Below are 25,200 nucleotides of genomic sequence, written 5' to 3'. Positions count from 1 at the left end.
GTCCGATGCAGCGCCTCAGCTGCGCACCGTCTCCACGGTCATCAGCCGGTCGTAGAAATCGACCGCCTTGTCCTTGTCCGGCGAATTGCGGAGCGCCATCGCCGAACGCGGATGTTCGTCGAGCAGCCCCGTGATCATGTACGGAATGATGTAGCCCCACTCTTCTTTTTCCCGGAGCGGAATCATATGTTTCTCGATCATCTGCAGCACCGGGCGCACTTCGTACTTCGGATTTTTCAGCTTCGCGACGAGCAGTTCGGTCGGGCAGTTGCCCGCGGCTCGGCCCATGCCGTACACGGACGCGTCCAACAGCTCCACGCCTTTGCCGGCCGCAAGCAGCGTGTTCGCGAACGCCATCTGCAGGTTGTTGTGCATATGAGCGCCGAGCCGCTTGTTCGGCAAATATTTCTGGAACTGGTCGACCAGGTAACTCACGTCGTCGGGCAGCAGGCTGCCGTACGAATCGACAATGTACACGATGTCGACCGGGCTGTCCGCGATCGCCTTGAACGCTTCGATCAACTGGTTCTCCATGACGTTCGAGAGCGCCATGATGTTCAGCGTCGTCTCGTAGCCCCGCTGGCGGAACAGCTCGACGAGCCGGAGCGCCTTGTCCACATCCTGGATGTAGCAGGCGACGCGGATCAGGTCGAGCAGGCTTTCTTCGCGCGGCAGAATGTCATTCTCGTCCACGCGCCCGACATCGCAGAGCGCGGACAGCTTCGTCTCGCCTTTCTGCGGAATGACTTCGCGCAGGAACTTGTCGTCGAGGAACCGCCACGGCCCCGCCGAATCGGCGCCTTTGAGCAGTTTCGGCGAGTTCTTGTACCCGATCTCCATATAGTCGACGCCGGCTTCGTTCAGCCAGCGGTACAGATCTTGCACAAACTCGACGCTGAAATCCCAGTTGTTCACGAGCCCGCCGTCGCGGATCGTGCAGTCGACAATCTTGCAGTGACCGGTGTTGGAAGTCATCGGCTTGTCCAGCTCCTTCGCGTTGCGATCTATAATTTCTCATCATACGAAAAAAATCGCCGCAACGCAAAACTTTTTCTGCAAAAAAAAAAAAGAGTCGATCCGCCACACGCCACCCGGAACGCCCGCTCGTGGTCCGTTTTGCCGCGATACGCTTGGACGTGTCCGCGGGCGCGTTCCGCGCAGGTAAATCCCGGCCCGGGCAGAAGCGCCTCGTCCACCGCGGGGAAAGCGGCACCGAACACCCTTGCACACCGGCGGCCGGCGCAGCTTCGACCTGCATGATCCGCAAAGCCGGTCACGATGGTCACCTATGACCGGTCCTGGTGGTTTCACGCCGCTGTTAACGGCTCGAAATGCCGTTACCGCCCGCCTTCAGCCGGCCCCGGCGGCCTCGCGCCACCACTAACGGCACATTTTGCCGTTAATCGGGCCAGCCACCCCGTGCGGACACGCAATAACGGCACGAATTGCCGTTATCGCCCTCCTTCGCCCTGGACCGGCGGCCTCGCGCCACCACTAACGGCACATTTTGCCGTTAATCGGGCCAGCCACCCCGTGCGGACACGCAATAACGGCACGAATTGCCGTTATTGCCAGCGCCCTCCTGTAACAGAACGGCGTTCCGTTATTCGGACCCGACACCGCATGCAAACCGCCATTAACGGAGCAGCGTTCCGTTAACCAATCCCGCCCCGCAAGCGAACCACCACGCAGCCAAACCACCATTAACGCCGCATCCTTGCCGATTCCGCAAGTGGGCATGGATCCATCGGTGTACCGCCATATCCCGTCCCGCACGCGAGCCTACACCCATATCCCGCCACACGATGCGGCCGCCTCACGCCGAAACGCGTAATTCAGTTCGCACAGCTCCAGAAGCGCGCGTTTCGTGCCGCGCTTCGGCACCGTGATGCGTACGGAAGCTCCCTTCAATCGCCGAAGCTGCTCCGCCGTCCCCCGGACGTCTCCGCTCCGGTTGACGATCAGCTCGTCCGGTACGTGAGCCCCCGAAGAGCCGTAATATTCAATGATGGCCCGATCGTCCGGCACCCCGCCAATGCGCTCCGCCTCCCGATATTCCATCGCCGACAGCATGCCGCGCTTGATCCGGGCGATCAGCATCCCGTCCTCCCCGAGATACAGCACGTCCTGATCGTACCGCGTCTTCAGGTCGACGACCTGCGCGTCCGTCTCGCGTTCCAGCGCGCGGATCAGGCGCAGCAGCTCCCCCGCCCGCTCGAAATCGAGCCGATCCGCGCTCCGCTCCATCTCGGCCCGCAGCAGCCCGGCCAGCCCGCTCCCGTCTCCTGCGAGCAACTCCGCAACATACCGCGCCTGCCCCGCGTACTCCTCCTCCGTCTGCAATCCCGCGCAGACGCCGCCGCAGCGGCCGAGGTGCCAGCGGAAGCAGACTTCATCCGGCATCGGATCGCATGTTCGAAGCCGGAAGCGATCGCTGAGGAACTCGGCGAGCGTCTTCAGGCACCATTCCCCGGCGGGACCGAAGCGGACGACGGCTCCGTCGTCATCCGGTTCCGGCCGGTCGCCTCTGCGGCTGCGAAAGCAGGCCCGCAGCATCGGGTGCGGCCCGCTCGTCAGCACCAGTTCGCCGAACCCGCTGTCTTCCCGCTTCAGGGCGCGGTTGACGGGCGGCTGGTGCATGTTGATCAGATGGTTCTCGAGCGTCAGGCTTTCCGTCTCGTTCGTTGCAAGGATGATCTCGATGGCGGCCACGTTTCGGACCAGTTCGCGGAACCGGGGGCTTTTCTGCGGCTGATGGAAATAGGAACGGAGCCGGCTGCGCAGATTGACGGACTTGCCGATGTAGAGCACGCGCCCGTCTTCGCCGCGCATGATGTAACAGCCCGGCCGCTCCGGATACTTGTGCGGTTGAAATTCGAACGGCATCGCCGGCGCTCCTTCCGTCCGGGAACTGTGACAACTTTGGTAACAGTTTTCCGCTCGCGTTGACGGCTTATCTCCCGACAGCTACAATCATACCAAAATCAAGCCGGGAAGGATGGTGCCGCATGTCGGAAATCTACGCCATCGAGGTCAAAACGATTGACGGCCGGAACATTGCCATGTCGGAGTACGAAGGACAGGTGCTGCTGATCGTCAACACCGCCACCCGCTGCGGATTCGCGCCGCAGTTCACGGGGCTGGAGGAACTTTATCAGAAGTACAAGGATCAGGGGGTTGCCGTGCTGGGGTTCCCGTGCAACCAGTTTGCCGGTCAGGAGCCGGGATATGACGCCGAGATCGCGTCGGCCTGTTCGCTCAACTTCGGCGTCACGTTCCCGCTGTTCGCCAAAGTCGACGTTAACGGCCCGAACCAGCATCCGCTGTTCCGTCTGCTCAAGCGCAAGAAATCCGGTTTTCTCGGCTCGGGAGCCATCAAGTGGAACTTCACGAAGTTTCTCGTCGACCGCAAGGGCAACGTGGTCAAACGGTACGCGCCGACCGTGAAGCCGGAGAAGATCGAAGCGGATATCCGCAAACTGCTGTGATGAGCCATGTACCGGCTCGCATACGAGACAACGCTCTGGAACGAGATTACCGTCTATGAGACGGGCGCCTTGTTCGGAAGGACCGGCCGGTTCCGCTGCCTCCGCTTTGCCGACGAAGCGGTGCAGGGAGCGATCGACCTCAAAGATCCCGGCCGGATCGTGCTGGAATACCCCCGGGCGCTCATCCATCTGATGGAGCGGAATGCGCCGGGATTCGGGCGGGCGTTCATGATCGGCCACGGCATCGGCACGATCCCGTCGCGTTATCCCGCAGGCGCGTTCACGATCGCCGAGATCGACGAACGGGTCGTTACGCTGAGCCGGGAATATTTCGGCTACCCGTGGGACAATGTCGTCATCGGCGACGGGCGCAGGCTGCTGGAAGCGGAGCCTCCGGCTTCGCTCGATGTCGTCCTGATCGACGCGTTCACGAAGGACGGTACGCCCCGCCATCTGACGACGGTCGAATGTTTCCGCATGGCCGGCGGCAAGTTGCGGAGCCCGGGCCTTGTGCTCCTCAATCTGGCCGGCAGGATGCGCGGCGACCGCCGCATTGCGTCCATCCACGCATCCCTTGCCGAGGCGTTCCGCCATACCGCCGCCTTCTTCCTGCCGGAATCGCCCGGCCGCCCGTACGGCAATGTGCTGCTTGCGGGCAGCAGCCGGCCGATCGCCTTCGCCGCCGAAGGGATGGCCGGATTCCGCCCGTTCGCACCGGAACCGGGGTTCGCCCTGCGCGACCGCCCCGAATGACGCCGCAGCCGCCCGGCATCCGGCGGGTCAGCGTTCCAGCTTCACGATGAGCACGTTGCTGAGCAGCCGGCCCGGCGTCGTCACATATTTCCCGTTGTAGTACAGACCGCTCGATGCGCCGCCGTCGAGGTTCATCGCCTGCCAGGCGCCCGCCTGGCGCATGATCTCCGCGAGCTGCGGGATCGTCGCCGCCGGGACCGTGACCAGCATCAGCTTGTGGTCGCGGGTAATGCCGAGGGCGCTTCGCGCTCCGCTGCTGGTCAGAATCTTCGGGTCCCGGAAGCGTTCGCCCTCGACGTCCAGAGTCACTTTGCCGTCCCTCACCAGCCGCGGTCCCGCCTGGATCGCGCCATCGATGTTTCCTTCCCGGATGAGCTCGGGCATATCGCCGCCATCCGCCACTTCCGCCAGGTTGTTCTTGTCATAGATGAACGTGGCGCGGACTTCACCGGTGCCCCGGTTCAGCACTTCGCCGTCGTTCATGATCCATCCGTACGGCATTTTGATGTCCGATTCCGTATAAGCGTCGAAGAACGCGCCGTTGATCGCGACCATTGCACCGTGCCGTTCGGCGATGCTGCTCAGCGCTTCCGTCCGGCCGATCTTGCCGCCGGCCGGCACGACATCGAGCTCGACGCGCGGGTCCATGAGCGAGATCGTGATGATCTGCGCCTTGAACGACTTGCCGCCCACCTTGAACGTGCGTGATTCATGGACGATCGGCGATTTGTCCGTCCGGATCGAGCCGAGCGGCACGACCGGAAGCCGGACATCTCCGTCCTGCTGCGCAATGCGCACCGCATTGATCTCCTTCTGCCATTCGACCGACAGCCCCAGGGCGGTGCCGACGAACCGCAGCGGGACGTAAGTTGCGCCGTCCAGCGCGAACGGCGGCGCGTCAAGCGGCATGGCCTCGCTGCCGATACCGGCTTCGGACCAGCCGAGATGCAGCACGATCTCCTTGCCTTCCCTGCGGAGGACGATCCGCTCCGCCTCCGGCTGCCAGTCGACCGCCGCTCCGGCGTATTCGCCCATCAGCCGCAGCGGGACGAACGTCCTGCCGGTATCCTCATCCAGATAGGCGAATTGTTTCGGTCCGGCCTGAAGGGCCGTGGCCGACGCGGCGAACATGAGACTTGCTGCGACGATTGCTGCTGCGATTTTGTGACATCCGTTTCTGAGATATTCCAATTTCTTCCCACTCCATGTCGTGTGTTGGTGTAGATTGACGGTATATATATCGGAAAATGCTTCCACGAAACTGAGACTTTCTTCCCGTTCGGTCGCCGCTTATGAGGCAAGCCCGCCTTCCGGCCGAGAAAAAAAAAACCCGGGCATCCGGCAAATGCCGAATCCCGGGCTGTCCGAAAACTACGCTTCAATCGGTTTGAACGCGATCCAATCCACCTGGATGCCCGCCTTGACCGGTTCGACCCTGAGCTCGTAAAGCCCCGCTTCCAGCCGAACCTTCGCCAGTTTCCGCGGAATCCACTGGCCGGCCGTGCCATTCGTCTGCACCGTCGCCGTGAGCCGGCCGTTCAGATACACGTTGCACGCGCTCTGGGCCGTGAAGAACTCCGGCGACATGACGCCCGCCAGCATCCGGTATTCGCCGGACCGGCTGATCGAAAGCCACGCCGGGCCGTCCGCGGGCAGCTTGATCTGATGCTGCCCGTCAGCCGACTGCACCTTATCCGGCGAAGGCGCCTGCGCGGGATCGGCCGGAGAAGCTTCGAACGTCTTCTCGGGCTCCTGCTTGCGCCGGAACACCGGCGCCTGCATCAGGAAGCGGAGGATGTTCAGGGCGCTGCGCTGCAGTTCGCCGCGCGTCAGCTTGCCGGCCGCCAGCGCTTCCATCGTATTGTCGCCCATCGCGTTCGTCTCCGCGCCGTAGTTCGGCACGACCATGTACAGGTCGTTCTGCGCGCGCACCATGGCCGCCGTATTCTGCCGGCTGGATTCGCCGCCTTCCACGGGATCGTTCATGCTCGCCCACCAGTCGGTCATGACGATGCCCTCAAATCCCCATTCTCCGCGCAGAATCGTCGTGTTCAGATCGTAGTTCGACGCCGTCCAGACGCCGTTGACCGGATTGTAGGCCGTCATGATCGCGTTCGCGCCGCCCTGCTTCACCGCGATTTCGAAGCCGCGCAAATACAGTTCGCGCAGCGCGCGTTCCGAGACGACCGCGTTGACCTTCGTCCGATATTTCTCCTGGTTGTTGCAGGCGAAATGCTTCAGCGTCGCATTCGAGCCGCCGCGCATGATGCCCCGCACGCAGGCCGCGCCGAACAGGCCCGTCACGAGCGGATCTTCCGAGAAATATTCGAAGTTCCGGCCGTTCAGCGGGTTGCGCCGCAGGTTCATGCCGGGACCGAGCAGCACGTCGATGTCGTTGCTGACCAGTTCCTTGCCTTCGAGCACGTACAGCTCTTCCACCAGTTCAACATCCCAGGTGGCCGCCAGCAGCGTGCCGATCGGCACCTGCGTCGCCTGGTGCCCGCTGTCCATGCGGATGCCCGACGGGCCGTCGGCCGTGCAGCCGATCGGCACGCCGAACTTCTGGAACAGCCGGTCGCTCAGGCCGCCGAAGGCGGAAGCCGTGCCCGGCGTAACCAGCGGGTTGATCATGCCTTCGCCGCGGACGAGGACGGCCAGGTCTTCGTCGGTCAGCTGGGCGACGAAGTCTTCCAGGCTCACCTTGCCCGCCTCGACATCCCGCAGCGTATAGCCGCGGTCGCCGGCATACGGAATCGGCTCGGGCAGCCGCTCACGGATCCGCTCGGCGAGCGAAATGCGGCGCGTCGGCACCTCTTCGTATGCCAGCTCATACGTGCCGTCCGCCTTGCGCGCCCCCGGCTTCATCCGCTTGAACGGTTCGGTCGGCGCCAGCGCTTCCTCGAGCTGTTCCACGACAACGAGCTCGGGCACGGTATAGCCTTCCCCGCCCTCGAAGCGGACGGGGGCCGCGTCCCGGACGCTCGTCCCGGCATGCAGGACGTATGTCCCCGCTTCCAGCACGTAGGCGGACCGGTGCCCCGTCGCGCCGCCGTCGTCGTAGGCGGCCATTCGGCGCACCGGGAACTCGAGCACGAGCCGCTCCGACTCGCCGGGCCCCAGCAGCCGCGTCTTTGCAAACGCTGCCAGTTCGCGCGCCGGCCGGCCCAGCTTGCCCTGCGGCGCTTCGTAATAAAGCTGCACGACCTCCCGCCCCGCGTATTCCGTGCCGGTGTTGGTGACGGTGACGCCCAGGGAGATTCTTTTTTCTCCGTCCCGGATGGCCAGTCTCGCCTCTTCGGGCTCGATCCGGAACGTCGTGTAGGAGATGCCGTACCCGAACGGGAACAGCACCTTGTCCGGACAGAATGTCTCGAAATAGCGGTACCCGACGTAGATATCTTCCTGGTAATAATTCCGGAACTCGTCCCCGTAATTGCGCGTCGACGGGTAATCGTCGATCGACCGGGCGATCGTGTCGGTCAGCTTGCCGCTCGGCGTCACATCGCCCGCGAGCACATCGGCGATCGCGTTGCCGCCTTCCATCCCGCCGTGCCATGCGTAGATGACGCACGGGATCGGATGCTTGAAGCGCCCGCTGTCCAGCCAGCTCATGTCGATGATGTTCGACACGTTGAGCACGACGGCCGTCTGCTCGAAATGCGCCGTCACCCGCTCCAGCATCGCCAGCTCGTCATCGGTCAGCAGCCAGCTTCCCGGTTCGATGACGTTGTCCTTGTCCTCGCCCGCCGTCCGGCCGATGACGACGACCGCCTTGTTCGACACGGCCCGGGCGGCCGCCACCAGTTCGTCCGTCAGCGGCATTTCCTTCTGATGCCACGGCTCGGCCGCCCATCCGCCGCCGCCGTTGTCGAACGGGTTCTCCCCGATCCACCGCGCATAGACGGACGCCAGCTCCTCGTTGACGCGAATCTGCTTCTTGCTCCGGAGGCCGTCCAGCAGATTCGTCGTGTACGGCACGTTCACGCTGCCGCCCGATCCGGTGCCGCTGCGGTAATAGTCAATTTGGCATCGTCCGAATACGGCGACGTTGTCGCCCGGCCGAAGCGGCAGCACCTGTCCGTCGTTCTTCAGCAATACCGCGCCTTCCGCCGCGACCTTCCGACAGAATTCGGCGAATCCCGGCAGCGGGATGCCGTATTTTGCTGTGTCCAAAGCTGCCCCTCCCTGAATCATCTGTATCGTTCGGATCAATTATAACAGATTTTTGAGGCCGTCACGGAAGCGCCATTTTATATTGGGGAATGCAACAATTCATTGAAAAACACCGCGATCTCCTGGTCGTTGATCTTGCAGGCCTGGAAAGGATGAAAGGCCGTGATCAGGGTGTCCCCGCTTGATGTGTATTGAATTCGAACCTCATCACGGGAGCCCAGACGGAACACGATCCCAAATTGACGCTGGCACTATGACCTTCGGCATCGACCAGCCATGCGTGTCTTTCGGAAGCCACATCATTGTACCAGTCCATGATGCGTTCAATCTGATCCTGTTCCAGGTCGATCTCCAGAAACCGGATGGTGGAATCTCCGGCTTGTTCGAATCCTGTCTTGCCCTCGCTGATTTTCGCATGTGCTCGTATTGCAGCAACGGCAGCGGCCCGCTCTGCTCTTGCATGCCTTCGCCGTTCATGCAGCCGGCGGTTGCCATGATGGCAGCGGCGACGAGCGCAAGCAGGAACGCTTTTTTCACGCTTCTCCTCTCCTTCCGATCATTTCTCCACTGCTTCATTCTTCCGCAACGAAATATACCGCTCCCCGACGCCGACCAATTGCTCCAGCACGGGCTCCAGGCTTCTCCCGAAATCGGTCAGGCTGTACTCCACCTTCGGGGGAACGGTCGGGTAAACGGTGCGTTCCACAATGTTGTCGGCTTCCAATTCCCGAAGTTGCGTCGTCAGCACATGCCGGGACATGCCGGGGATGAGCCGCTGAAGCTCGCTGAATCGCCTCGTCTGCCCGAGCAGCTCATGGATGATCCGGGGCTTCCATTTCCCGCTGATCATGTGCAGCGCCTCTTCGACCGGACAGCCGTACACCCCGCCCTGATAAGGCATTACTTCACGCCTCCCGCGGTCAGCTTTTGCTGACTGAGTCAACATATTCTGCGTACTTCCCGGGTTGATCAAAATCAGATACACTTGCAAACGACAACATGCCATTGAAGGAGGCGTCCGGCATGAATCCATCCGCTCAACCGAAACCGGTCATGAATCCGGAAGACATGAACGCCGCGTTTGCGGAAGCCTGCAACTCCGGCAGCATCGACAACCTGCTCGCATTGTACGAACCCGATGCCGTACTGGTTCAACCGGACGGCAATCCGCTTCGGGGAACCGGACAGATTCAGATTGAGCTTGAGGATTTGCTGCGGCAGAACGGCCGCATGGAATCCCGCAACGTCCACTGCATCCGCTTCGAAAACATCGCCTTGCTGCGCGGGCACTTTGTCTTTCGGGCCGAAGGTCCGGACGGCCGTCCGATTCGAATCGAGGGCTATACCTCGGAAATCGTCAGACGGCAGCCGGACGGCACCTGGCGCTATATCGTCGACCATCCCTTCGGCGGCGGCCAGCCGTAACACGCCGGCCATGATTCAGATTCCAAGCTCGCCGCGGATGCGCTCCTGGTTCTTCCGGTGATCGTCCCGCATGTTCCGCGGATAGGCGTAACCATCGATCAGCGCGTCGATTGCCGCCTGGTCGCCCTCCCTGACCAACTCCCTGAGACGCGCGATGTACGCGATGTCCCTGTCCCGCCTCCGCCGGATTTCATTGACGTCCGATGTGCAGGATCCGTGCCCGGGGATCAGCAGGCTCACCCGATGCCGCCCGAGGATCGGCTCCGCCTTCGCCAGCGTCTCCTCGTACAGCAGGCTGCTGTGATGAATGAACGGAAACTCGACATCGGACAGATAATCTCCCGCGATCCAGACGCCGAGCGGCTCGACGATCGTGAACAGTCCGTCCGGGTTGTGGCCCGGGCTTTGGTAGAAGACGAGCCGCGTCCCACCGATGTCCAGCGTAGCGCCGTCGCCGGAGATGACGTGATCGACGGCCGGGTAAGCGATCGGATAGTCCCGGTCAAGGTAATAGCCGTCGTCGAAGGCGCGGATCTCTTCGAGGATTGCTTCCCGTTCGTTCCCGGGCTTGGCCGCGAAGCTTTCGCTCGCGATGACAGAAGCGCCGGGGAAGGCGCCCCAGCCGAGAATATGGTCGAAATCCGAGTGGGTGAACAGCAGATACACCGGCCGTCCGGCCCGGATGTCCCCGACATGCGCCCGGATCCGCTCCACCTCTCCCGGCAGCCAGCACGGGTCGACGACCAGCACCATATCTTCAGTCGCGATCACCGCGGCGTTCGTCTTGTACAATGCGCTCTGAAAAAGATCCACCGATGTACGGCTTTCTCCCACTCCGTTCACGCTCCGATCCGCTTTCTGGCATTTTCTTTCAATTTACCACCCGAAAAGCGGATCCGTCCACTTTGTAATGCCGGGACGCCCAGGCGACACCCAATGCGGGCAGGCCGTCAGACATGAGATATGGATTGTTGAGCAAGGCGGCCTCGGGTACGACGCTCAGGTAAGCTTTCAGCGCCGCAGCGTTCGCGTCGCTATCCAGAATGCCCGCAGTCGCCTCGTACTGGGCCGGGAACGAACCGCCCAGATTTTCGATGAAGGGCTGCGCCGTTTCCAGATCGGACGTCAGCAACACCTGTGCGTTCGCATCCACAAGCGTCCGGACAAGCTCGCCGAACTCCGTCATCGTCCATCCTTCCATCGGCTCAGATCCATTCCGCCAGACTGACGACCTGATCCTGCGCCAAGGTCCGGGCTTCTGCGGGCGTCATCTCGATGATGTCCGGCTGCCATTCCGCCGTGCTCTCCAGCAACGTCTTCACGGTCTTCGTGTTCCCCAAAAAAATAGTCCAGATCCAGCACTTCAATCTCCACATTCGTTCCCTCTCCTTCGTCTCAGCCCCTCCGAGCAGCGCCACCCTGAGCGTGCCGCTCAGATTGCTTTTTTCATCCTGCCTGATGCCGGGCAGCGCCGACTGGCATGCCGTCAGGAACAACAAACAGGCAACCGCAACGGCCGTCCGCTTTCTCATGTTCTTTGCATCCCCTTTGCAATCATCTGATGTGGGATTTGCCGGAGGAACGACAATGATGCAATAACTAAAAGTGCTTTCAACACTGTAAAAGCCGTATGCGATTTGCATGATGAATCGTCTTTTGTTATTGCGTTAAACCTAAAAATTTGCAAGGTTTGGTTCCATATTGGACACACGACCATTCTCACGCTTCACACAAACTAAAAAAGTCCGGAAATACAGGATTAACATCCCTGTATTTTCCGGACTTCGCCGAACGATTGTCACGCCTGCAGCTGTTTCAATTGATAGAACTCCCCGCGCCGCTGCATCAGCTCTTCGTAGCTGCCGACTTCCTGGATGCGGCCGTTCTTCATGACGACGATCCGGTCGGCGTCGCGTATCGTCGACAGCCGGTGCGCGACGATGAACGTCGTCCGGCCGCGGATCAGTTCGCGCATCGCCTTCTGGACGACGAACTCCGAGATGTTGTCGAGCGCGGAGGTCGCTTCGTCGAGGAAGATGATGCGCGGATTGCGGATCATCGCGCGCGCAATCGCGATCCGCTGCCGCTGGCCGCCGGACAGCTTGCCGCCGTGCTCGCCGATCATCGTGTCCAGCCCGTCGGGCATGGCGGCGATGACGTCCTGCAGGTTCGCCATCCGGATGACGCGCTCGAGCTCTTCCTCCGACACATTCGTAAGACCATACGTGATGTTCTGGCGGATCGTGCCGGAGAAGAGCACCGTGTTCTGCGGCACGACCGCGATCTGGCGGCGGTAGGCGCGCATGTCCAGCTCGTCGAACGGCACGCCGTCGAGCAGGATGCGGCCGTTCGTCGGCCGGTAGAAGCCGATCGCCAGATTGAGCACGGTCGACTTGCCCGCGCCGGATTCGCCGACGAGCGCGATCGTCTCGCCGGGCTTCACGTGCAGCGTGAAGCCGTTCAGCACGTGTTTGTCCGTATCTTTGTAGTGGAAGTGGACGTTCTCGAAGCGGAATTCGCCGCGGATGCTGCCCGGCACCTTCGTGCCCTGATACTCGTCCGTCTCGGTCGAGGCGAGCACTTCGGTGACGGAGTGGATCGACTCGAAACCTTTGGCGAACTGCGGATAGACGTTGATCAGGTTGCTGATCGACATCATGATCGTGCCGAACAGCCCCTGGTACATGACGACGTCACCGATCTGGATCCGGCCCTGATAAGCCAGCATGCAGGTGAACGTGAGACAGATGACCTGGAACAGCGTGAACGTCACCCAGCCCGAGGCGCCGAACACCGCTTCCGTGATGTCGAGCCGGTACCCCTTGCCGCGCAGATTGACGAGCGTGCCGTTCACCTTCTCGATCTCGATGTCCTCGAGCCCGTGCGCCTTCGTCACCGGCAGCATCTCGACCGACTCGGCCACGGCGCCGGACATTTCCTCGATCTGCCGCCGGAAGTCCCGATTGCGCTGGCGGATTTTGTTCCGGAAGAAATAGACGAGTCCGCCCGCGAACGGCAGCAGCACGATGAACAGCGAGGCGACGGCCAGGCTCGTGGCGGCCGCGATCGTCACGGCGGCGATGATGTTCAGGATCGCCGGCACGAACGAATACATGACCTGCTTGCTGAGCAGCTCGATCTGCTCGACGTCGCGCAGCACTTTCGCCTGCATTTTGCCCGAGCGCAGCTCGCTGTGATACGACATGGACAGATGCTGCAGCTTCCGCATCATCGTGCCGCGCAGCCCGGCTTCCATCAGCCGCGAGGAGCGGCTCATGAAGCTGACATGCAGCGTCTGCGTGGCGATGTTCTGCAGCACGACCACGAACAGGACGGCCGCGTCGATCCAGAACCACTTCAGATCGGCATCCGGCTTGCTGATGATGTTGATCATGTCCGCGGTGAGCACCGACATGATCCATACGGGCGAATGTTTGATGATGAAAAAGAGAAGCGACAGCAGCAGATTGATGCGCTGTCCCCGATAAAGCCTCCACAACGTCCTGAACGGCCGGCCCTTGCGGCCGCCCGCGTCCATGAACACGCGTTCGAAATCAGGCGTTTCCTTGCTCCGTATGCCCATGCTGCCTCCCGCTCCATAATCGCGATGCCGTTCTCTGTCCGGAATCCTTCGCACAATTGTCACAATACGAGTCCCATTTTACCCCCCGGTGCGCCTGCGCGTCTACTGCACAAGTCTCAGAAATCATGGATAAAATGCATGAAAATCCGCAAAAATCACCGGGAACGCCGGGAAGCCGACAGAATGAACGGTCCCGCTCCCGTCAGCGCCATCATGATCAGTCCCGTGAACATCGAGACGCCGTACTGTCCCATCCAGGCCGGACCATCGGCAATGGCGTCGTAAAGGATGCCGCCGATGAGCGGCCCGACGAACCCCATAAGTCCGGTGGCCGCCGCGAATACGGCGATATACATCGGCCGGTCCGCCTTCGGCGTATCGCCGATCAGGAAGGTGAAGTTCAGCAGATTGTATCCGCCCTGTCCGATCCCGAGGGCAACGTGGACCAGCACCAGCACGACGAACACGGGCAGGAACGCAAGCCCTGCCCACAGCAGGCACGCGAGCGCGATGAACGGCAGGCTGCACAGAAGCAGCTTGAAGGCCGGATACCGTGCGTTCAGGCTTCCCCAGGCGTAGTAGCTGATCATCATGACGATCATCTGGACGGTCGTGACGACCGTAACCGCCGTGTAGCTGACCCCGAGTATATCCAGCATGACGTAGGAGAACAGCGGGACGGCCGCGTTCTGGATCAGGATGAACAGCGCAATGAATCCGGTCGCGGTCATGAACGCCCGGTCGCGGACCGGCTTCAGCAGCCGGCCGACGCCGGATGTCTCCTGCGATTTCTCGAACGGCAGATTCGGATAGCGGAGCAGCATGATTCCGTTCCATACCGTGCAGATTGCCGCCGTCAAGTACAGGATGGCGAATCCGGCGCCCGGGGAACCGGCGCTTTCCAGAATTTGACCCGACAGGAGCAGCGCGATGCTGGCGAACGCCCAGTGCACCGTATTCCGCACGCCGAAATAGCGTCCGCGCACCTGCGCCGGGACCATGTCGCTCATGAGCGAAGACCAGACGACGCCGCTCACGGCGGCGCTGATGAACGAGCAGGCGAACAGCGCGACGAATGCCGGCACGCGCGCCGGCACCGGCAGCAGCACGGGAATCAGTCCGGTCAGCACCCAGAACATCCGGTGCAGAATCCCGGACAGCGCCATCCAGAATTTCCGGTTCTCCATCCGCTGCATGAAGAACGCGGCGAACACCTGCACGATGTTCGCGAGCGACTGGATGGCGAGCACGAGGCCGACCGCCGTCGACCCCGCCTTCAAATAAAGAAGGAAGGCGGTCAGAATCGGACCGCCCAGAATGTTGCCGATGATCGTGGCGGGAATGCCCTCGATCACCGACGTCTGCAGCCAGCGGCGCTGCTCGGTGGCGTTCCGCCGGAAGCGGAACGCCTTCAGAAACGCAATCTGCGGCATATCGATGCTCCTTCTCGGGTGTTACGTCTTCGTCATGCCGTTGTCCGAGCCGCTCCGAGCTGCAGTACATATTCGGCCAGCGTCCGCGTCATGACGCCGGTTGCCCCCTTCATGTCCCAGCCTCTGTCCTTGAACAACCAGGCGGTTCCGCCGATGTCCAGGTGAATCCACGGCAGTCCGTCGGCGAATTCGCCGATGAACAGCCCGCCCGTAATCGTGCCGGCATGGCGGCCGCCGCTGTTCTTCAGATCGGCGGCATCGCTCTCGAGTTGTTTGCGGTATTCCGGCCAGGACGGCAGCTGCCAGATCCGCTCGCCCGTCCTGCGGCTTGCTTCGATCAGTTCGGCGAGGAACGCGTCGTCGTTCGTCACCGCGCCGGTCGCGACGTCGCCGAGGGCGACCATGACGGCGCCGGTCAGCGTCGCCACGTCGATGAGCCGGGTCGCGCCGCGCCGGATGGCGGTCGTCAGCCCGTCGGCCAGCACGAGCCGGCCTTCGGCGTCGGTGTTGACGACTTCGACCGTCCGGCCGCTCATCGTCTTGAGCACGTCGCCGGGCTTCAGCGCCCGGTCCGACGGCATGTTCTCCGCCGCCGGAATGACGGCGACGACGTTGACGGCGGGTTTCGCCTCGGCGATCACCCGCATCGCGCCGAGCACCGCAGCGGCGCCGGCCATGTCGGAGATCATCTCCTCCATGCCGTCCGCGCGCTTGAGCGAAATGCCCCCGGTGTCGAACGTGATGCCTTTGCCGACGAGGCCAAGCTTCTCCTTCGCATCCGGCGCGCCTTCATAGTGCAGGACGATCATGCGCGGCGGATTGGCGCTGCCCTGGCCGACGCCGAGCAGCCCGCCCATCTCCAGCTCCGCCGCGGTCCATTCATCGATCACTTCGATGTCGAGCTCAAATTCGTTGGCCAGCGCTTCGGCTTCGAGCGCCAGCATCTCCGGCGTCAGCATGTTGCCCGGCAGATTCGTGAGCCGGCGGGCATAGGCGACCGCTTCGCCGAACATCCGTCCCCGGCGAATGCCCGCCTGAAACGCCTCCGCCGAAGGGCCCGCCGCCGGTTCCGCGGGTGCGAACACGACGCGCAGCTTCGGCTCCTCCGGCTGCTCCCGGCGCTGCGGCACGCGGGCGGCAGCGCCGAGCATGAAGCCTTCCGCCAGCGCCTGCGCGCGAAGCCGCACGGCCTCTTCCGCGTCTTTCTCCGCCCCGCCCTTCAGCAGTTCCGGGCCGATGAGGGCGCAGATGTTCTCCGTCTTGAGCTGCTTGCAAGCTTTCGCCGCGGCCGCTCCCGCCTGGCGCAGCGCATCGGCCGTACCGTCGCCGATGCCCGCGAGTACGACATATCCGGCTTTCATCGTCCCGAGCGTCGGGAGGGTCTGGGTGCCGCCCGCTTCGCCCTTGAACAGGCCGGACATTGCGAACCGGCCGATCGCTTCCGCCAACGCGGCGGGAAGCAGGCCGTCACCCTTGCCGGCCGCCTCTCCGGCTTCCGGTCCCGCGAAGACGACGGCCGTCCCGGCAGATTCCAGCGCTTCCTGCAGACCGCTTGTATAATGAAGTTCGATTCCCAAGATCCATCCTCCAAACCGCAATGCTTTGCCCGTCCCATGAAAAGCAAAAGAATCGGGCGCTAACCCGATTCTAATGCTTTAATCCACCGAAGGCAAATAGATCTTGAACTCCGTTCCTTCGCCCGGACGGCTGTTCACCCGGATCGTTCCGCCGTGATTTCGGATGATGCGGTAGCTGACCGAAAGCCCCAGCCCGGTACCCTGTTGTTTCGTCGTGAAGAACGGATCGAACAGGCGGCTCATCGTCGACTGGTCCATCCCTTTGCCGTTGTCGCGGACGGCAATCTCGACGAATGCGCCGTCTTTCCGTGCGATGATGTCGATGCGCCCGCTCCTTGCGCCGCCGAGTTCGGTGATCGCATCGAGCGCGTTCTTGACGATGTTCAACATCACCTGCTTGATCTGCATGACGTCGATCGATACTTTCGCCTGTGCGTCGTACGCTTCGAGATGCATCTGGCAGCCTCGCATAATCGCTTCGCTTTCCGACAGCAGCATGACTTCCTTCAGCAGCGATTCGATGGTGATGAACTGCGCCATCGGTGCGGTCGGCTTGCTCGAGTTGAGGAATTCATAGATGATGTCGTTCGCGCGGTCGATCTCGTCGAGGATGATGCGCGCGTATTCCTCTTTGCCGAGCGTCATCAGATGCGGCCTGAGCAGTTGAATGAAGCCGCGGATCGACGTGAGGGGGTTGCGGATCTCGTGCGCGATGGATGCCGCGATTTTGCCGAGCATGGCGAGCTTGTCGTTCTGATAGGCCGTCTGCTCGATCTGCTTGAACTCGGACACATCCTTGACACTGACCAGATATTGGCCGTCCAGTTGGTCGCCGTACGTGATGGTGATGAGCAGATGGCGCCCCTGCGCGTCCTGCATTTCGAAATACCGGGAGCGCTTCAGCACCATTTCCTTGCAAATCCGGAGAATCATCCGTTTGACGGAACGCTTGAGCTGCGGGTGGAAAAGAATGTTGCGCAGGTTGCAGCCTGCAAGCGTTTTCCTCGGAACGTCGAGCAGCTTCGCCATCTGCAGATTGATGAAGGACAGCGTGCCTTCGCTGTCAAACAGAGCGATGCCGCTGTCCATGTGCTGCAGAACGCTTTCATACTTGTTTTTGACATCAACAACCGAGCGGCGTGAGCGGTTCAGCTGCTCCTTCATTTCCGTGTACCATTCAAACGTCGGTCCGGTTTGCAGTTTCTTGCCGCGGAAAGCCGTCATGGTTTCGATCAGAAACGGAAACGACCGGTCATAGACGCCAAGCGCTTCCTCCGGCTCCGCATTGGCAATCAGCATCTGTACGGCGGCGTGGTGCATCGCGACGATATCTTCCGGCTGAACCCCCTCCAATGTACGGCCCAATTCGACCGCATTCTGAAGCGAGACCGGCGATTCGGTTCGCAAATAGGCTGCAAGCGCTGGAAAATAACGCCTGCTGGTCGACAACATCAAACCGCCCTCCTCCGCATTCCGGACGGAAAAGTCGGCACCTGGGCAAAGGCTTCCGCCCGCCATCCAAACCAATCGTCATCGCCTCCGATGTTGATCCTGGATGCGCAGTCATTCCAAACCTCGGTTACCCTAATCATAGAGACGGGCATGACAGCGTGTCAACCGAAGAGTTTGTCGATTTGTGTGGTCGCTTAAGCCGTGTCTTCCTTCCTGGTCCGGGCCGCTCATTGCCGCCTGGGACCCGGACCTTCGCCTCCGGCATAAGCGGCGGAATCTGCTCCGGACCGCATAAATCCGGCCAACCGAACATCCCGGGAGCCGGGTCGATCGTCCTGCTGCCGTTCCGCCTTCCGCTCGCCTGCTCCGTCATGCCGGCCGCGGGAATTTTGTCCATAACTCCGATATTTGTCGTTTGAGCTCCTTTTCTGTTGATACTGCTCCTGTTGTTTTTGCCGATTCTGCTCTTGCTCCTTCTGCTGTTTCTGATCTTGTCGATTCTGCTGTTTTTGCTCTTGCTGTTTTTTCTGCTCCTGCTGTTTCTGCTTCATCTGTTCCTGCTGTTTCTGCTTCATCTGTTCCTGCTGTTCCCGTTGTTTCTTCTGTTCCTGACGCTTCTCCCGCTCCTGCTGTTGCCTCAGCTCTTGCAGCTTCTTATGTTCCTGTTTTTTCTGTTCTTGCTGTATCTTCTCCTCCTGCTGCTTCTGTTGCTTCCGGCCGGCTGTCTGCTGCTCCGCTGTGCGCGCGGACGACGATGCCTCGCGCTGCAGCCAATCCGGCGTCTGCCGTTCCGGCTTGCGATCGTTCGACACGGTGTCGCGCTGATTCCGGCCGGCCGTCTGCTCCGCCTTCCAGGCCGCCAGCCATGCGGACTGTCCCGCGGACTGCCGGACTTTCTCCGCTTTCTCCACGGACTTCTTCGCCTTGCCGGCCTTCTCATTCGACCGGTATGCCTGCTTGTCCTTCTTGCCGGCGTTTGGCGACGCCTTATTGCCTGCGTCCGCGGAAGTCTTCTTCCCGGCGTTCGCCGATGCCGCCTTTCCATTGCCTGAACCCGCGGAATTATTCTGCGCTTTCACCGCCTCTTTGGCCAGCAGTTCGGCGAGTTCGCGTTTCCGCTCTTCGTCCGACTGCCCGTCGCCGAGCAAGCCGGAGATGCCGCCGTACGGTTCGACCGCCTGCCGGATCGATCCCTTCTTGAGGTCATCCAGCGAGATCGGCAGCCCCTGTTTTTCCGCCAGCAGATAGACCGCCATCTTGCCCGGCGATACGCCGTTCGCCTGCGCCGTCTCCCGCAGTTCGCCCGGAGCGCGAACGATCGTCACCTCAATGTTTTGCGCGGAAGCCGCATCCGGGTTGCTCCTCAAGGCCGGACCCGTTGCATCGGGTGCATCCGCAGCCGCTCCCGATCCCGCTTGCGATCCCGATCCGGATCCCGATCCGGAATCTGATCCGTAATCCGATCCCGGATCTTCAGCAACCGTCCCGGCTGTGACCGTCCCCTCATTCGCGACGGAACGCTGCGCCGCCGCATGGACGGCCTGATCGATCTCCTGCATCAGTTCCTCTTCGAAATGCTCGGCCGTGCCCGCCGCCATGCTGGTGACGAACACTTCGCCGCCGTCCTGCAAATATTGCGCTTCCTCCGCGTTGCGAATGATGTCCGCCGCAACCTCGCCGACCGGCCTTTTCCTGTATTCGACGCCTTCGATCACCCGCTCGCCGTCCGGATTGAGCGCTTGGAGCTCAACGACGCTGCGGCGCTTGTCCACGCCGATCTCGACACTCGGATTGATGTCGATCGCCACATAGGCCGCGACCTTCGGTTCGTCGAAAATCGACAGCCGCGGCAGCGCGAAAGCCATAAGGAGCAGAACGGCGGCCGCGGTGGCGGTAAGCAGGAGCCGTCGGTGCAATGCCTCTCGGCGCAGCAGCGAAAAGCCGATCTCCTCGCCGACCTCTCCCGGGCTGCCGGGCACTTCCACGAATTCGCCTTCCGGCGTCAGGACGACCAGGCTGCGCCGATTCGCGGCCATGACGATTCCCCTTCTCACGATCCCACCTCCCTCGATACCGCCGCTTCCTGCACGGCCGGCTGTAAATAGGACTGCAACAACGGAAAGTCGCCCGACAGAATCAGGGCGGTCGCCATGATATATTTCCGGTTTCGCTCAAGCGTCTTGCGCGATACCTGGCAGTATTCCATCAGTTCCTTGATCGGCAGACGGCCGTGCCGCTCCATGACGGCCATCAGTTCGGGCCGGCTCGCCAGCTCCGCGCTGATGCCGAGCAGCATGGCGCGGGAGTCGGCATGCCGGGGCGACCGGTCAGCGAGATCGGTGAACGAGATGCCGCATCGCTCAAGCCGCTCGGCCAGCGCTTCGATCTCCAGCCGACGGGATTCCGACAGCCGCTCGGAGACATACGCGTCCATCGCGCCTGCCGTCTCCGCGGCGTTCACGGGCGATTCGCCGCCCTGCTCGCCTTCGAAGGCGCTCATTGGCAGAGACCGGGCGTGGCGCTGCTCCTTGCGGACATAGTCGATCAGACGTCTGCGGATGACCGTGTCGGCGAAGCCGAGGAACGATTTTCCGGCGTTGTCATCATAGCCGTCGATCGCCTCATTGAACGCGGCAAGGGCGATGCTGTATTCGTCATCGCGCGACGGATCGATATATCGTTTGCAGAAGCGGCTTGCCGCTTTGGCGATATAGGGGCGGTAGTCCGCGATGAACGATTCGCGGAGCGCGTCGTCCCCTGCCCGGATGCGGGCCACGACCGTCTCCGGCGGTGCCTGCGCGCCATCCCGCGCGCTTCCGCCGGATCCGGGCTTGCCGAACAGCCGCTTGATCAGTAGAAGTAACAACCGCTCCACCTCTAATCAGACAATCTTCGCGGGCCCGTCCATTTTTCGGAGGGTACATGCAAAAAACGGCTGTCGACGTCCGCTTTGGAAGGCGTACCATCTCCCGGAGCAAAAAAACAGCCTCCTTGCGGGAGGCTGTCGTAACGGATGACGGCCAAGTCAAGTGCGCCGGCCGCTCGTCCGCCGCTGCGCCAGCTTGTTGCGCCGGTTGTTCAGGGCGGTAAGCCGCCGCTTCAGCTGCTCTTCCCATTCCTGATCGCCGAGCCGTTTGGCGACGGCCAGCAGATCGAGCGCCATGTCGATCTGGTTCAGCACGATCTCCATCGGATCCTCGTCCTCGTGATTGACGCAGTTCGCCAGCAGCTCTTCGCGATCCTGATCGACATAGTCGCGGAAATCCACCTCGGAGGCGCCGTCTCCGTGCGCGTATTCCGCAAGCAATTCGTATTCCTGTTCGACCAGATGATGAATTTCGACACGATGGCAGACCGGACAGAACAGAATCGGCACATTGTGGATGAACGTGCGGAAATGCTTCATCGTCCCCCTCGTACCGATCATGCTCGCGCCGCAGCAGAAGCTCATCGCCGTCACCTCCGATTCGGCCGGATCATTCTTCCCTTGCCCCATTGTATTCGCCGCCGGAAGTCCGAATTCCTTCACGCCGCCGGCAAGAAAAATATCAAGAAGCCATGAATCCGGGCATTCGTTCATATTTTAATTGAGATTTTACGACTTGATTTCTATAATATTTATGGATTTCTTTATTTTGGAACAACGTTCGCGTGAGGAGTTCGACATGGTCAATGATATTTTGCATCACGCCTGCACCGGAGCGATTATCGCGCTGCTGTTCAGCACGCCAAAGAAAACATGGTTTTATCTCTTGCTCGGCGCGGCTGCGGCCCTTCTCCCTGACGTAACGAAGGAGCTGTTTCAAGATTCACTGCTGCACTCCCTGATCGCCGCACCTTTCGCAGCGGCTCTGTTCGCCGGGATATTGAAAACCATTTTCAAGAAAGAACCGTTCATGCGAATCTTCGGCTCCTTTCTGGCCGCCTTCGTGTTCGGACATCTGCTGCTGGATCTGATCGACAACGGCAACGCCATTTTTTATCCCTTTGTCAAGGAAGAACTGGAGTACAGCATCATCAGCAAATCGACCCCATTGGTTTGGATCATTGCGCTCGCCGCCATCTCCGCCGGTTTGGCCTTCAAGAGAATCCGGCTCTTGTCCGCTGCGGGGATCTTGACGATTCTCCTGTACATCGGATTCCAGGCCGCTGCGAAAGAGATGGTGACAAACGCCTTGCACGAGCGGTATCCGTTCCCCAATGCCGCGATAACCGTATTTCCGACAGGAGAGTGGCCCTGGGAAGCGATGAACTGGTCCTATCATGCAAGATCCGAACAATTTCTGGCCAGCGGCGACAGCAATGCCACAGGCGGCAAAATCAGCGAAACGCTCTTCTACTTCACGGCTCCCGGAGAAGGATTGCGATACCGCGTCGAAGAATGGACGAAAACGCGGGAATCCTTCGTTCTTAAATGCTTCGATGAGCAAAATGGCCAGATCGTCTATTTCGAATCATCAGACGGCATCCATTGGCGTCCCGCGGCCTGATGGTCGAACCTTCCGGCACACAAGGCGCCCTCCCCGGTTCCGTCCGGAATCCGGAGTAGTCCCCAAGGCGAAAAAAGCCGCATCCGCCTTGCGGCGGACACGGTTTGTCCGATGTTCGTGAGACACGTATTCGGATTATTTCATCGCGGCGACGATCAGATCGCCCATTTGCTGCGTGCCGACCGACTTGCTCCGGTCGGTCGCGATGTCCGCCGTGCGATGGCCGGCGTCCAGCACGCTCGCAACCGCGTCCTCGATCGACTGCGCGGCTTCGTGATAGCCGAACGTCAGGCGGTACATGAGCGCGACGGACAGAATCGTCGCAATCGGGTTCGCGATGCCCTGGCCCGCGATGTCCGGCGCCGAGCCGTGCACCGGCTCGTACAGGCCGAACGCGCCTTCGCCGAGCGAAGCGGAGGACAGCATGCCGATCGAACCGGTCAGCATGGCCGCCTCGTCGCTCAGGATGTCGCCGAACATGTTCTCCGTCACGATGACGTCGAAGCTCGCCGGACGGCGCAGCAGCTGCATCGCGCAGTTGTCGACCAGCACATGCTCAAGCTCGACGTCCGGGTATTCCGGTGCGATCCGGCCCACGACTTCGCGCCAGAGGCGGGACGTCTCGAGCACGTTCGCCTTGTCGACCGAAGCGAGCTTCTTGCGGCGCGTGCGGGCGATTTCGAACGCCTGGCGCACGATGCGCTCGACTTCATGCACGTTGTAGACGCACGTGTCGACCGCTTCTTCGCCGTTCGCACCTTCGCGGCGGAATTTGTCGCCGAAGTAGATGCCGCCGGTCAGCTCGCGCACGACGATCAGGTCCGTGCCTTCAAGCACTTCCGGTTTCAGCGTCGACGCGTCTTTCAGGCAGTCGAAAATTTTCGCCGGACGGATGTTCGAGAACAGCCCGAGCGCCTTGCGGATGCCGAGCAGCCCCGTCTCCGGGCGAAGCTCCTTCGGATTGTTGTCCCACTTCGGACCGCCGACCGCGCCAAGCAGCACCGCGTCCGCCGCCTTGCACATGTCGAGGGTCTCCTGCGGCAGCGGCGTCCCTTTCTCGTCGATCGCGATGCCGCCGAACAGGCCGTGCTCGAATTCGAAACTCAGCCCGTACAGTTCTTCCGTCTTCTTCATCACTTTGATCGCTTCCGCGACCACCTCGGGACCGATGCCGTCGCCGGCGATGACCGCGATTTTCTTCGTATCCGCCATGCAGCTTGTTTCCTCCCCGTCAGATCAGGCTCATCCGGTCGCGCCGACGCGGCGACTTGCGCCGTTCGATCAACCGGTTCAGCGCGTCGATGTACGCGCGGGCGCTCGCCTCGAGAATGTCGGTGCTTAAGCCCCGTCCCTGCGCCGAAACGCCGTTCTGTCCGAGCACGACGTACACTTCGCCGAGCGCGTCCTTGCCCTGCGACACCGACTTGATCGCATAGTCTTCCAGCTCGACCTGCTCGCCGGTCAGCGCGTCGATCGCGTTGTAGATCGCGTCGACCGAACCGTTGCCTTCGGCCCGCTGTTCCTTGACGCCTTCGCCCTGCACGTTGACCGCGATGACGGCGCTCGGCACCGAGCGGTTGTCGTAGGCGACCTGCAGCTTTTCAAGCCGGTACACTTCCGGCGTGTCGACCAGCTTCTCCTCGAGCAGCGCGCGAATGTCCTCGTCGCTTACCTGCTTCTTCTTGTCCGCGAGATCCTTGAACTTCGCGAATGCTTCGTTGAGCGCCTCGTCATCCAGCTCGTAGCCGAGATCGATCAACTTCTCGCGGAACGCGTGGCGGCCGGAATGCTTGCCGAGGACAAGCTTCGATTCGACCAGGCCGATCGTCTCCGGCGAGATGATCTCGTAGGTCGACTTCTCCTTGAGCATGCCGTCCTGGTGGATGCCCGATTCGTGCGCGAACGCGTTCGCGCCGACGATCGCCTTGTTGCCCGGCACGGGCATCCCCGTCAGCTTGCTGACGAGCCGGCTCGTGCGCGCAATCTCCTTCAGGTTCAGCGTCGTCTTCGCCTGGTAATAGTTGAACCGGGTCTCCAGCGCCAGCGCAACTTCCTCGATCGCGGTGTTGCCCGCCCGTTCGCCGATGCCGTTGATCGTGCCTTCGATCTGCTCGGCGCCGTTCTCGATGGCGGCAAGGGCGTTGGCCGTCGCCATGCCGAGGTCGTCGTGGCAGTGGGCGCTCAGCTGGATCTTCTCGATGCCCGGCACTTTCTCCCGCAGCGTTTTGAAAATGTTGCCGAACTCAACCGGCGTCATGTAGCCGACCGTATCCGGAATGTTGACGACGGTCGCGCCCGCACGGATCGCCATCTCCGTCACTTCGCAGAGGAAGTCCAGCTCGGTGCGGCCGGCGTCTTCCGGCGAAAACTCGATCTTGCTGAAAAATTGCTTCGCGTACCGGATCGCCGCTTCCGCCGTCTCCAGCACCTGCTCCTTCGACATCCGCAGCTTGTGCTGACGGTGGATCGGCGAAGTCGCAAGGAACAGGTGGATGCACGGATCCTCGGCGCCTTTGAGCGCTTCGCGGACGGCGTCGATATCCTGCGTGCGCGAACGGGAAAGGCCGATGATCGTCGCGTTCTTGACCGCCCGCGCAACCGCATTCACGGCGGCCAGGTCGCCGGGAGAAGCGGCCGGGAAACCGGCTTCAATCCGGTCGACGCCCAGCTTCTCGAGCTGCAGTGCGATCTCGACCTTCTCCTGCGTATTCAGATTGACGCCCGGCGACTGCTCGCCGTCGCGGAGCGTCGTATCAAAAATGTAAATTTTCCGCATATTGCACCTCCATGACGCCCGCCATCGTCAGATCACCGCTCCATGTCTGC

Annotated in this window: 22 protein-coding genes; 4 read left to right on the top strand and 18 right to left on the bottom strand. The window is 61.6% G+C overall.

Annotated elements, in window-relative coordinates; genetic code table 11:
- Positions 1-15: 15 nt before the first annotated feature.
- Both THECO_RS05025 and THECO_RS05015 read right to left on the bottom strand, forming a co-directional pair.
- Entirely contained in the window at positions 16-975 is a 960-nt protein-coding gene (locus THECO_RS05025; protein WP_015253976.1) for an aldolase catalytic domain-containing protein, read from the bottom strand.
- Positions 976-1,782: 807 nt separating this feature from the next.
- Positions 1,783-2,886, bottom strand: a complete 1,104-nt coding sequence (locus tag THECO_RS05015) for a GIY-YIG nuclease family protein (RefSeq protein WP_015253975.1) — start codon at positions 2,884-2,886, stop codon at positions 1,783-1,785.
- A gap of 122 nt (positions 2,887-3,008) precedes the next feature.
- Here THECO_RS05015 and THECO_RS05010 point away from each other — a divergent pair, with 122 nt between their 5' ends.
- Positions 3,009-3,488 carry a glutathione peroxidase gene (locus THECO_RS05010; RefSeq protein WP_015253974.1) on the top strand — a complete coding sequence of 160 codons (480 nt, stop codon included), beginning with the start codon at positions 3,009-3,011 and terminating at the stop codon, positions 3,486-3,488.
- Positions 3,489-3,494: 6 nt separating this feature from the next.
- Positions 3,495-4,241: a spermidine synthase gene (locus THECO_RS05005; protein ID WP_015253973.1), complete on the top strand. Its 747-nt coding sequence runs from the start codon at positions 3,495-3,497 to the stop codon at positions 4,239-4,241.
- A gap of 27 nt (positions 4,242-4,268) precedes the next feature.
- Here the strand turns inward: THECO_RS05005 and THECO_RS05000 are convergent, their stop codons facing one another.
- From THECO_RS05000 to THECO_RS04985, 4 genes are all read right to left on the bottom strand, one after another.
- The gene (locus THECO_RS05000) at positions 4,269-5,432 is read right to left on the bottom strand and encodes a phosphodiester glycosidase family protein (protein ID WP_015253972.1); all 1,164 of its coding nucleotides are present in this window, start codon (positions 5,430-5,432) and stop codon (positions 4,269-4,271) included.
- A 180-nt stretch (positions 5,433-5,612) separates the two neighbouring features.
- On the bottom strand, positions 5,613-8,414 hold the full coding sequence (locus tag THECO_RS04995) for a glycoside hydrolase family 3 protein (protein ID WP_015253971.1): 2,802 nt from the start codon (positions 8,412-8,414) through the stop codon (positions 5,613-5,615).
- A gap of 207 nt (positions 8,415-8,621) precedes the next feature.
- Positions 8,622-8,951 carry a hypothetical protein gene (locus tag THECO_RS04990; RefSeq protein WP_015253970.1) on the bottom strand — a complete coding sequence of 110 codons (330 nt, stop codon included), beginning with the start codon at positions 8,949-8,951 and terminating at the stop codon, positions 8,622-8,624.
- A gap of 19 nt (positions 8,952-8,970) precedes the next feature.
- Positions 8,971-9,315, bottom strand: a complete 345-nt coding sequence (locus tag THECO_RS04985) for a winged helix-turn-helix transcriptional regulator (protein ID WP_015253969.1) — start codon at positions 9,313-9,315, stop codon at positions 8,971-8,973.
- Between the two features lie 122 nt (positions 9,316-9,437).
- Here THECO_RS04985 and THECO_RS04980 point away from each other — a divergent pair, with 122 nt between their 5' ends.
- On the top strand, positions 9,438-9,839 hold the full coding sequence (locus THECO_RS04980) for a YybH family protein (protein ID WP_015253968.1): 402 nt from the start codon (positions 9,438-9,440) through the stop codon (positions 9,837-9,839).
- Between the two features lie 15 nt (positions 9,840-9,854).
- Here the strand turns inward: THECO_RS04980 and THECO_RS04975 are convergent, their stop codons facing one another.
- The 10 genes from THECO_RS04975 to THECO_RS04930 all read right to left on the bottom strand — a co-directional run bounded on the left by THECO_RS04975 (position 9,855) and on the right by THECO_RS04930 (position 21,335).
- Entirely contained in the window at positions 9,855-10,652 is a 798-nt protein-coding gene (locus THECO_RS04975; protein ID WP_232427752.1) for an MBL fold metallo-hydrolase, read from the bottom strand.
- Between the two features lie 58 nt (positions 10,653-10,710).
- On the bottom strand, positions 10,711-11,040 hold the full coding sequence (locus tag THECO_RS04970) for a hypothetical protein (RefSeq protein ID WP_041853806.1): 330 nt from the start codon (positions 11,038-11,040) through the stop codon (positions 10,711-10,713).
- Positions 11,041-11,044: 4 nt separating this feature from the next.
- The gene (locus THECO_RS04965; protein WP_015253965.1) at positions 11,045-11,371 is read right to left on the bottom strand and encodes a hypothetical protein; all 327 of its coding nucleotides are present in this window, start codon (positions 11,369-11,371) and stop codon (positions 11,045-11,047) included.
- Positions 11,372-11,637: 266 nt separating this feature from the next.
- Complete coding sequence (locus THECO_RS04960) at positions 11,638-13,422, bottom strand: ABC transporter ATP-binding protein (protein WP_015253964.1); 1,785 nt, start codon at positions 13,420-13,422, stop codon at positions 11,638-11,640.
- A 155-nt stretch (positions 13,423-13,577) separates the two neighbouring features.
- A complete protein-coding gene (locus THECO_RS04955) occupies positions 13,578-14,855 on the bottom strand; it encodes an MFS transporter (RefSeq protein ID WP_015253963.1) in 1,278 nt (425 codons plus the stop codon).
- 32 nt (positions 14,856-14,887) lie between these two features.
- On the bottom strand, positions 14,888-16,432 hold the full coding sequence (locus THECO_RS04950) for a leucyl aminopeptidase (protein ID WP_015253962.1): 1,545 nt from the start codon (positions 16,430-16,432) through the stop codon (positions 14,888-14,890).
- Between the two features lie 78 nt (positions 16,433-16,510).
- Positions 16,511-17,884, bottom strand: coding sequence for an ATP-binding protein (locus tag THECO_RS04945; RefSeq protein ID WP_015253961.1), 1,374 nt, complete (start codon positions 17,882-17,884; stop codon positions 16,511-16,513).
- Positions 17,885-18,111: 227 nt separating this feature from the next.
- Complete coding sequence (locus THECO_RS21595; protein WP_015253960.1) at positions 18,112-19,938, bottom strand: anti-sigma factor domain-containing protein; 1,827 nt, start codon at positions 19,936-19,938, stop codon at positions 18,112-18,114.
- Positions 19,935-20,759 (bottom strand): RNA polymerase sigma factor SigI, encoded by an 825-nt coding sequence (gene sigI, locus THECO_RS04935; RefSeq protein WP_408646066.1) that lies wholly within the window; start codon positions 20,757-20,759, stop codon positions 19,935-19,937. Before sigI ends, THECO_RS21595 begins: the two co-directional genes overlap by 4 nt.
- A 150-nt stretch (positions 20,760-20,909) precedes the next feature.
- Positions 20,910-21,335 (bottom strand): hypothetical protein, encoded by a 426-nt coding sequence (locus THECO_RS04930; protein WP_015253958.1) that lies wholly within the window; start codon positions 21,333-21,335, stop codon positions 20,910-20,912.
- Positions 21,336-21,519: 184 nt separating this feature from the next.
- On the opposite strand from THECO_RS04930, the gene THECO_RS04925 reads away from it, so the two are divergent.
- Positions 21,520-22,374 carry a metal-dependent hydrolase gene (locus THECO_RS04925; RefSeq protein ID WP_232427751.1) on the top strand — a complete coding sequence of 285 codons (855 nt, stop codon included), beginning with the start codon at positions 21,520-21,522 and terminating at the stop codon, positions 22,372-22,374.
- A 135-nt stretch (positions 22,375-22,509) separates the two neighbouring features.
- Here THECO_RS04925 and leuB read toward each other — a convergent pair whose 3' ends face one another.
- Together leuB and THECO_RS04915 are read right to left on the bottom strand one after the other, a co-directional pair.
- Positions 22,510-23,586, bottom strand: a complete 1,077-nt coding sequence (leuB, locus tag THECO_RS04920; protein WP_015253956.1) for a 3-isopropylmalate dehydrogenase — start codon at positions 23,584-23,586, stop codon at positions 22,510-22,512.
- Between the two features lie 19 nt (positions 23,587-23,605).
- A complete protein-coding gene (locus tag THECO_RS04915) occupies positions 23,606-25,150 on the bottom strand; it encodes a 2-isopropylmalate synthase (RefSeq protein ID WP_015253955.1) in 1,545 nt (514 codons plus the stop codon).
- Positions 25,151-25,200: the final 50 nt, after the last annotated feature.

Source organism: Thermobacillus composti KWC4, from assembly GCF_000227705.2.
In the GTDB taxonomy this organism is placed as follows: domain Bacteria; phylum Bacillota; class Bacilli; order Paenibacillales; family Paenibacillaceae; genus Thermobacillus; species Thermobacillus xylanilyticus.
Note: the sequence above shows the minus strand (reverse complement) of the source record. Positions and strands in the feature narration are given on the sequence as shown.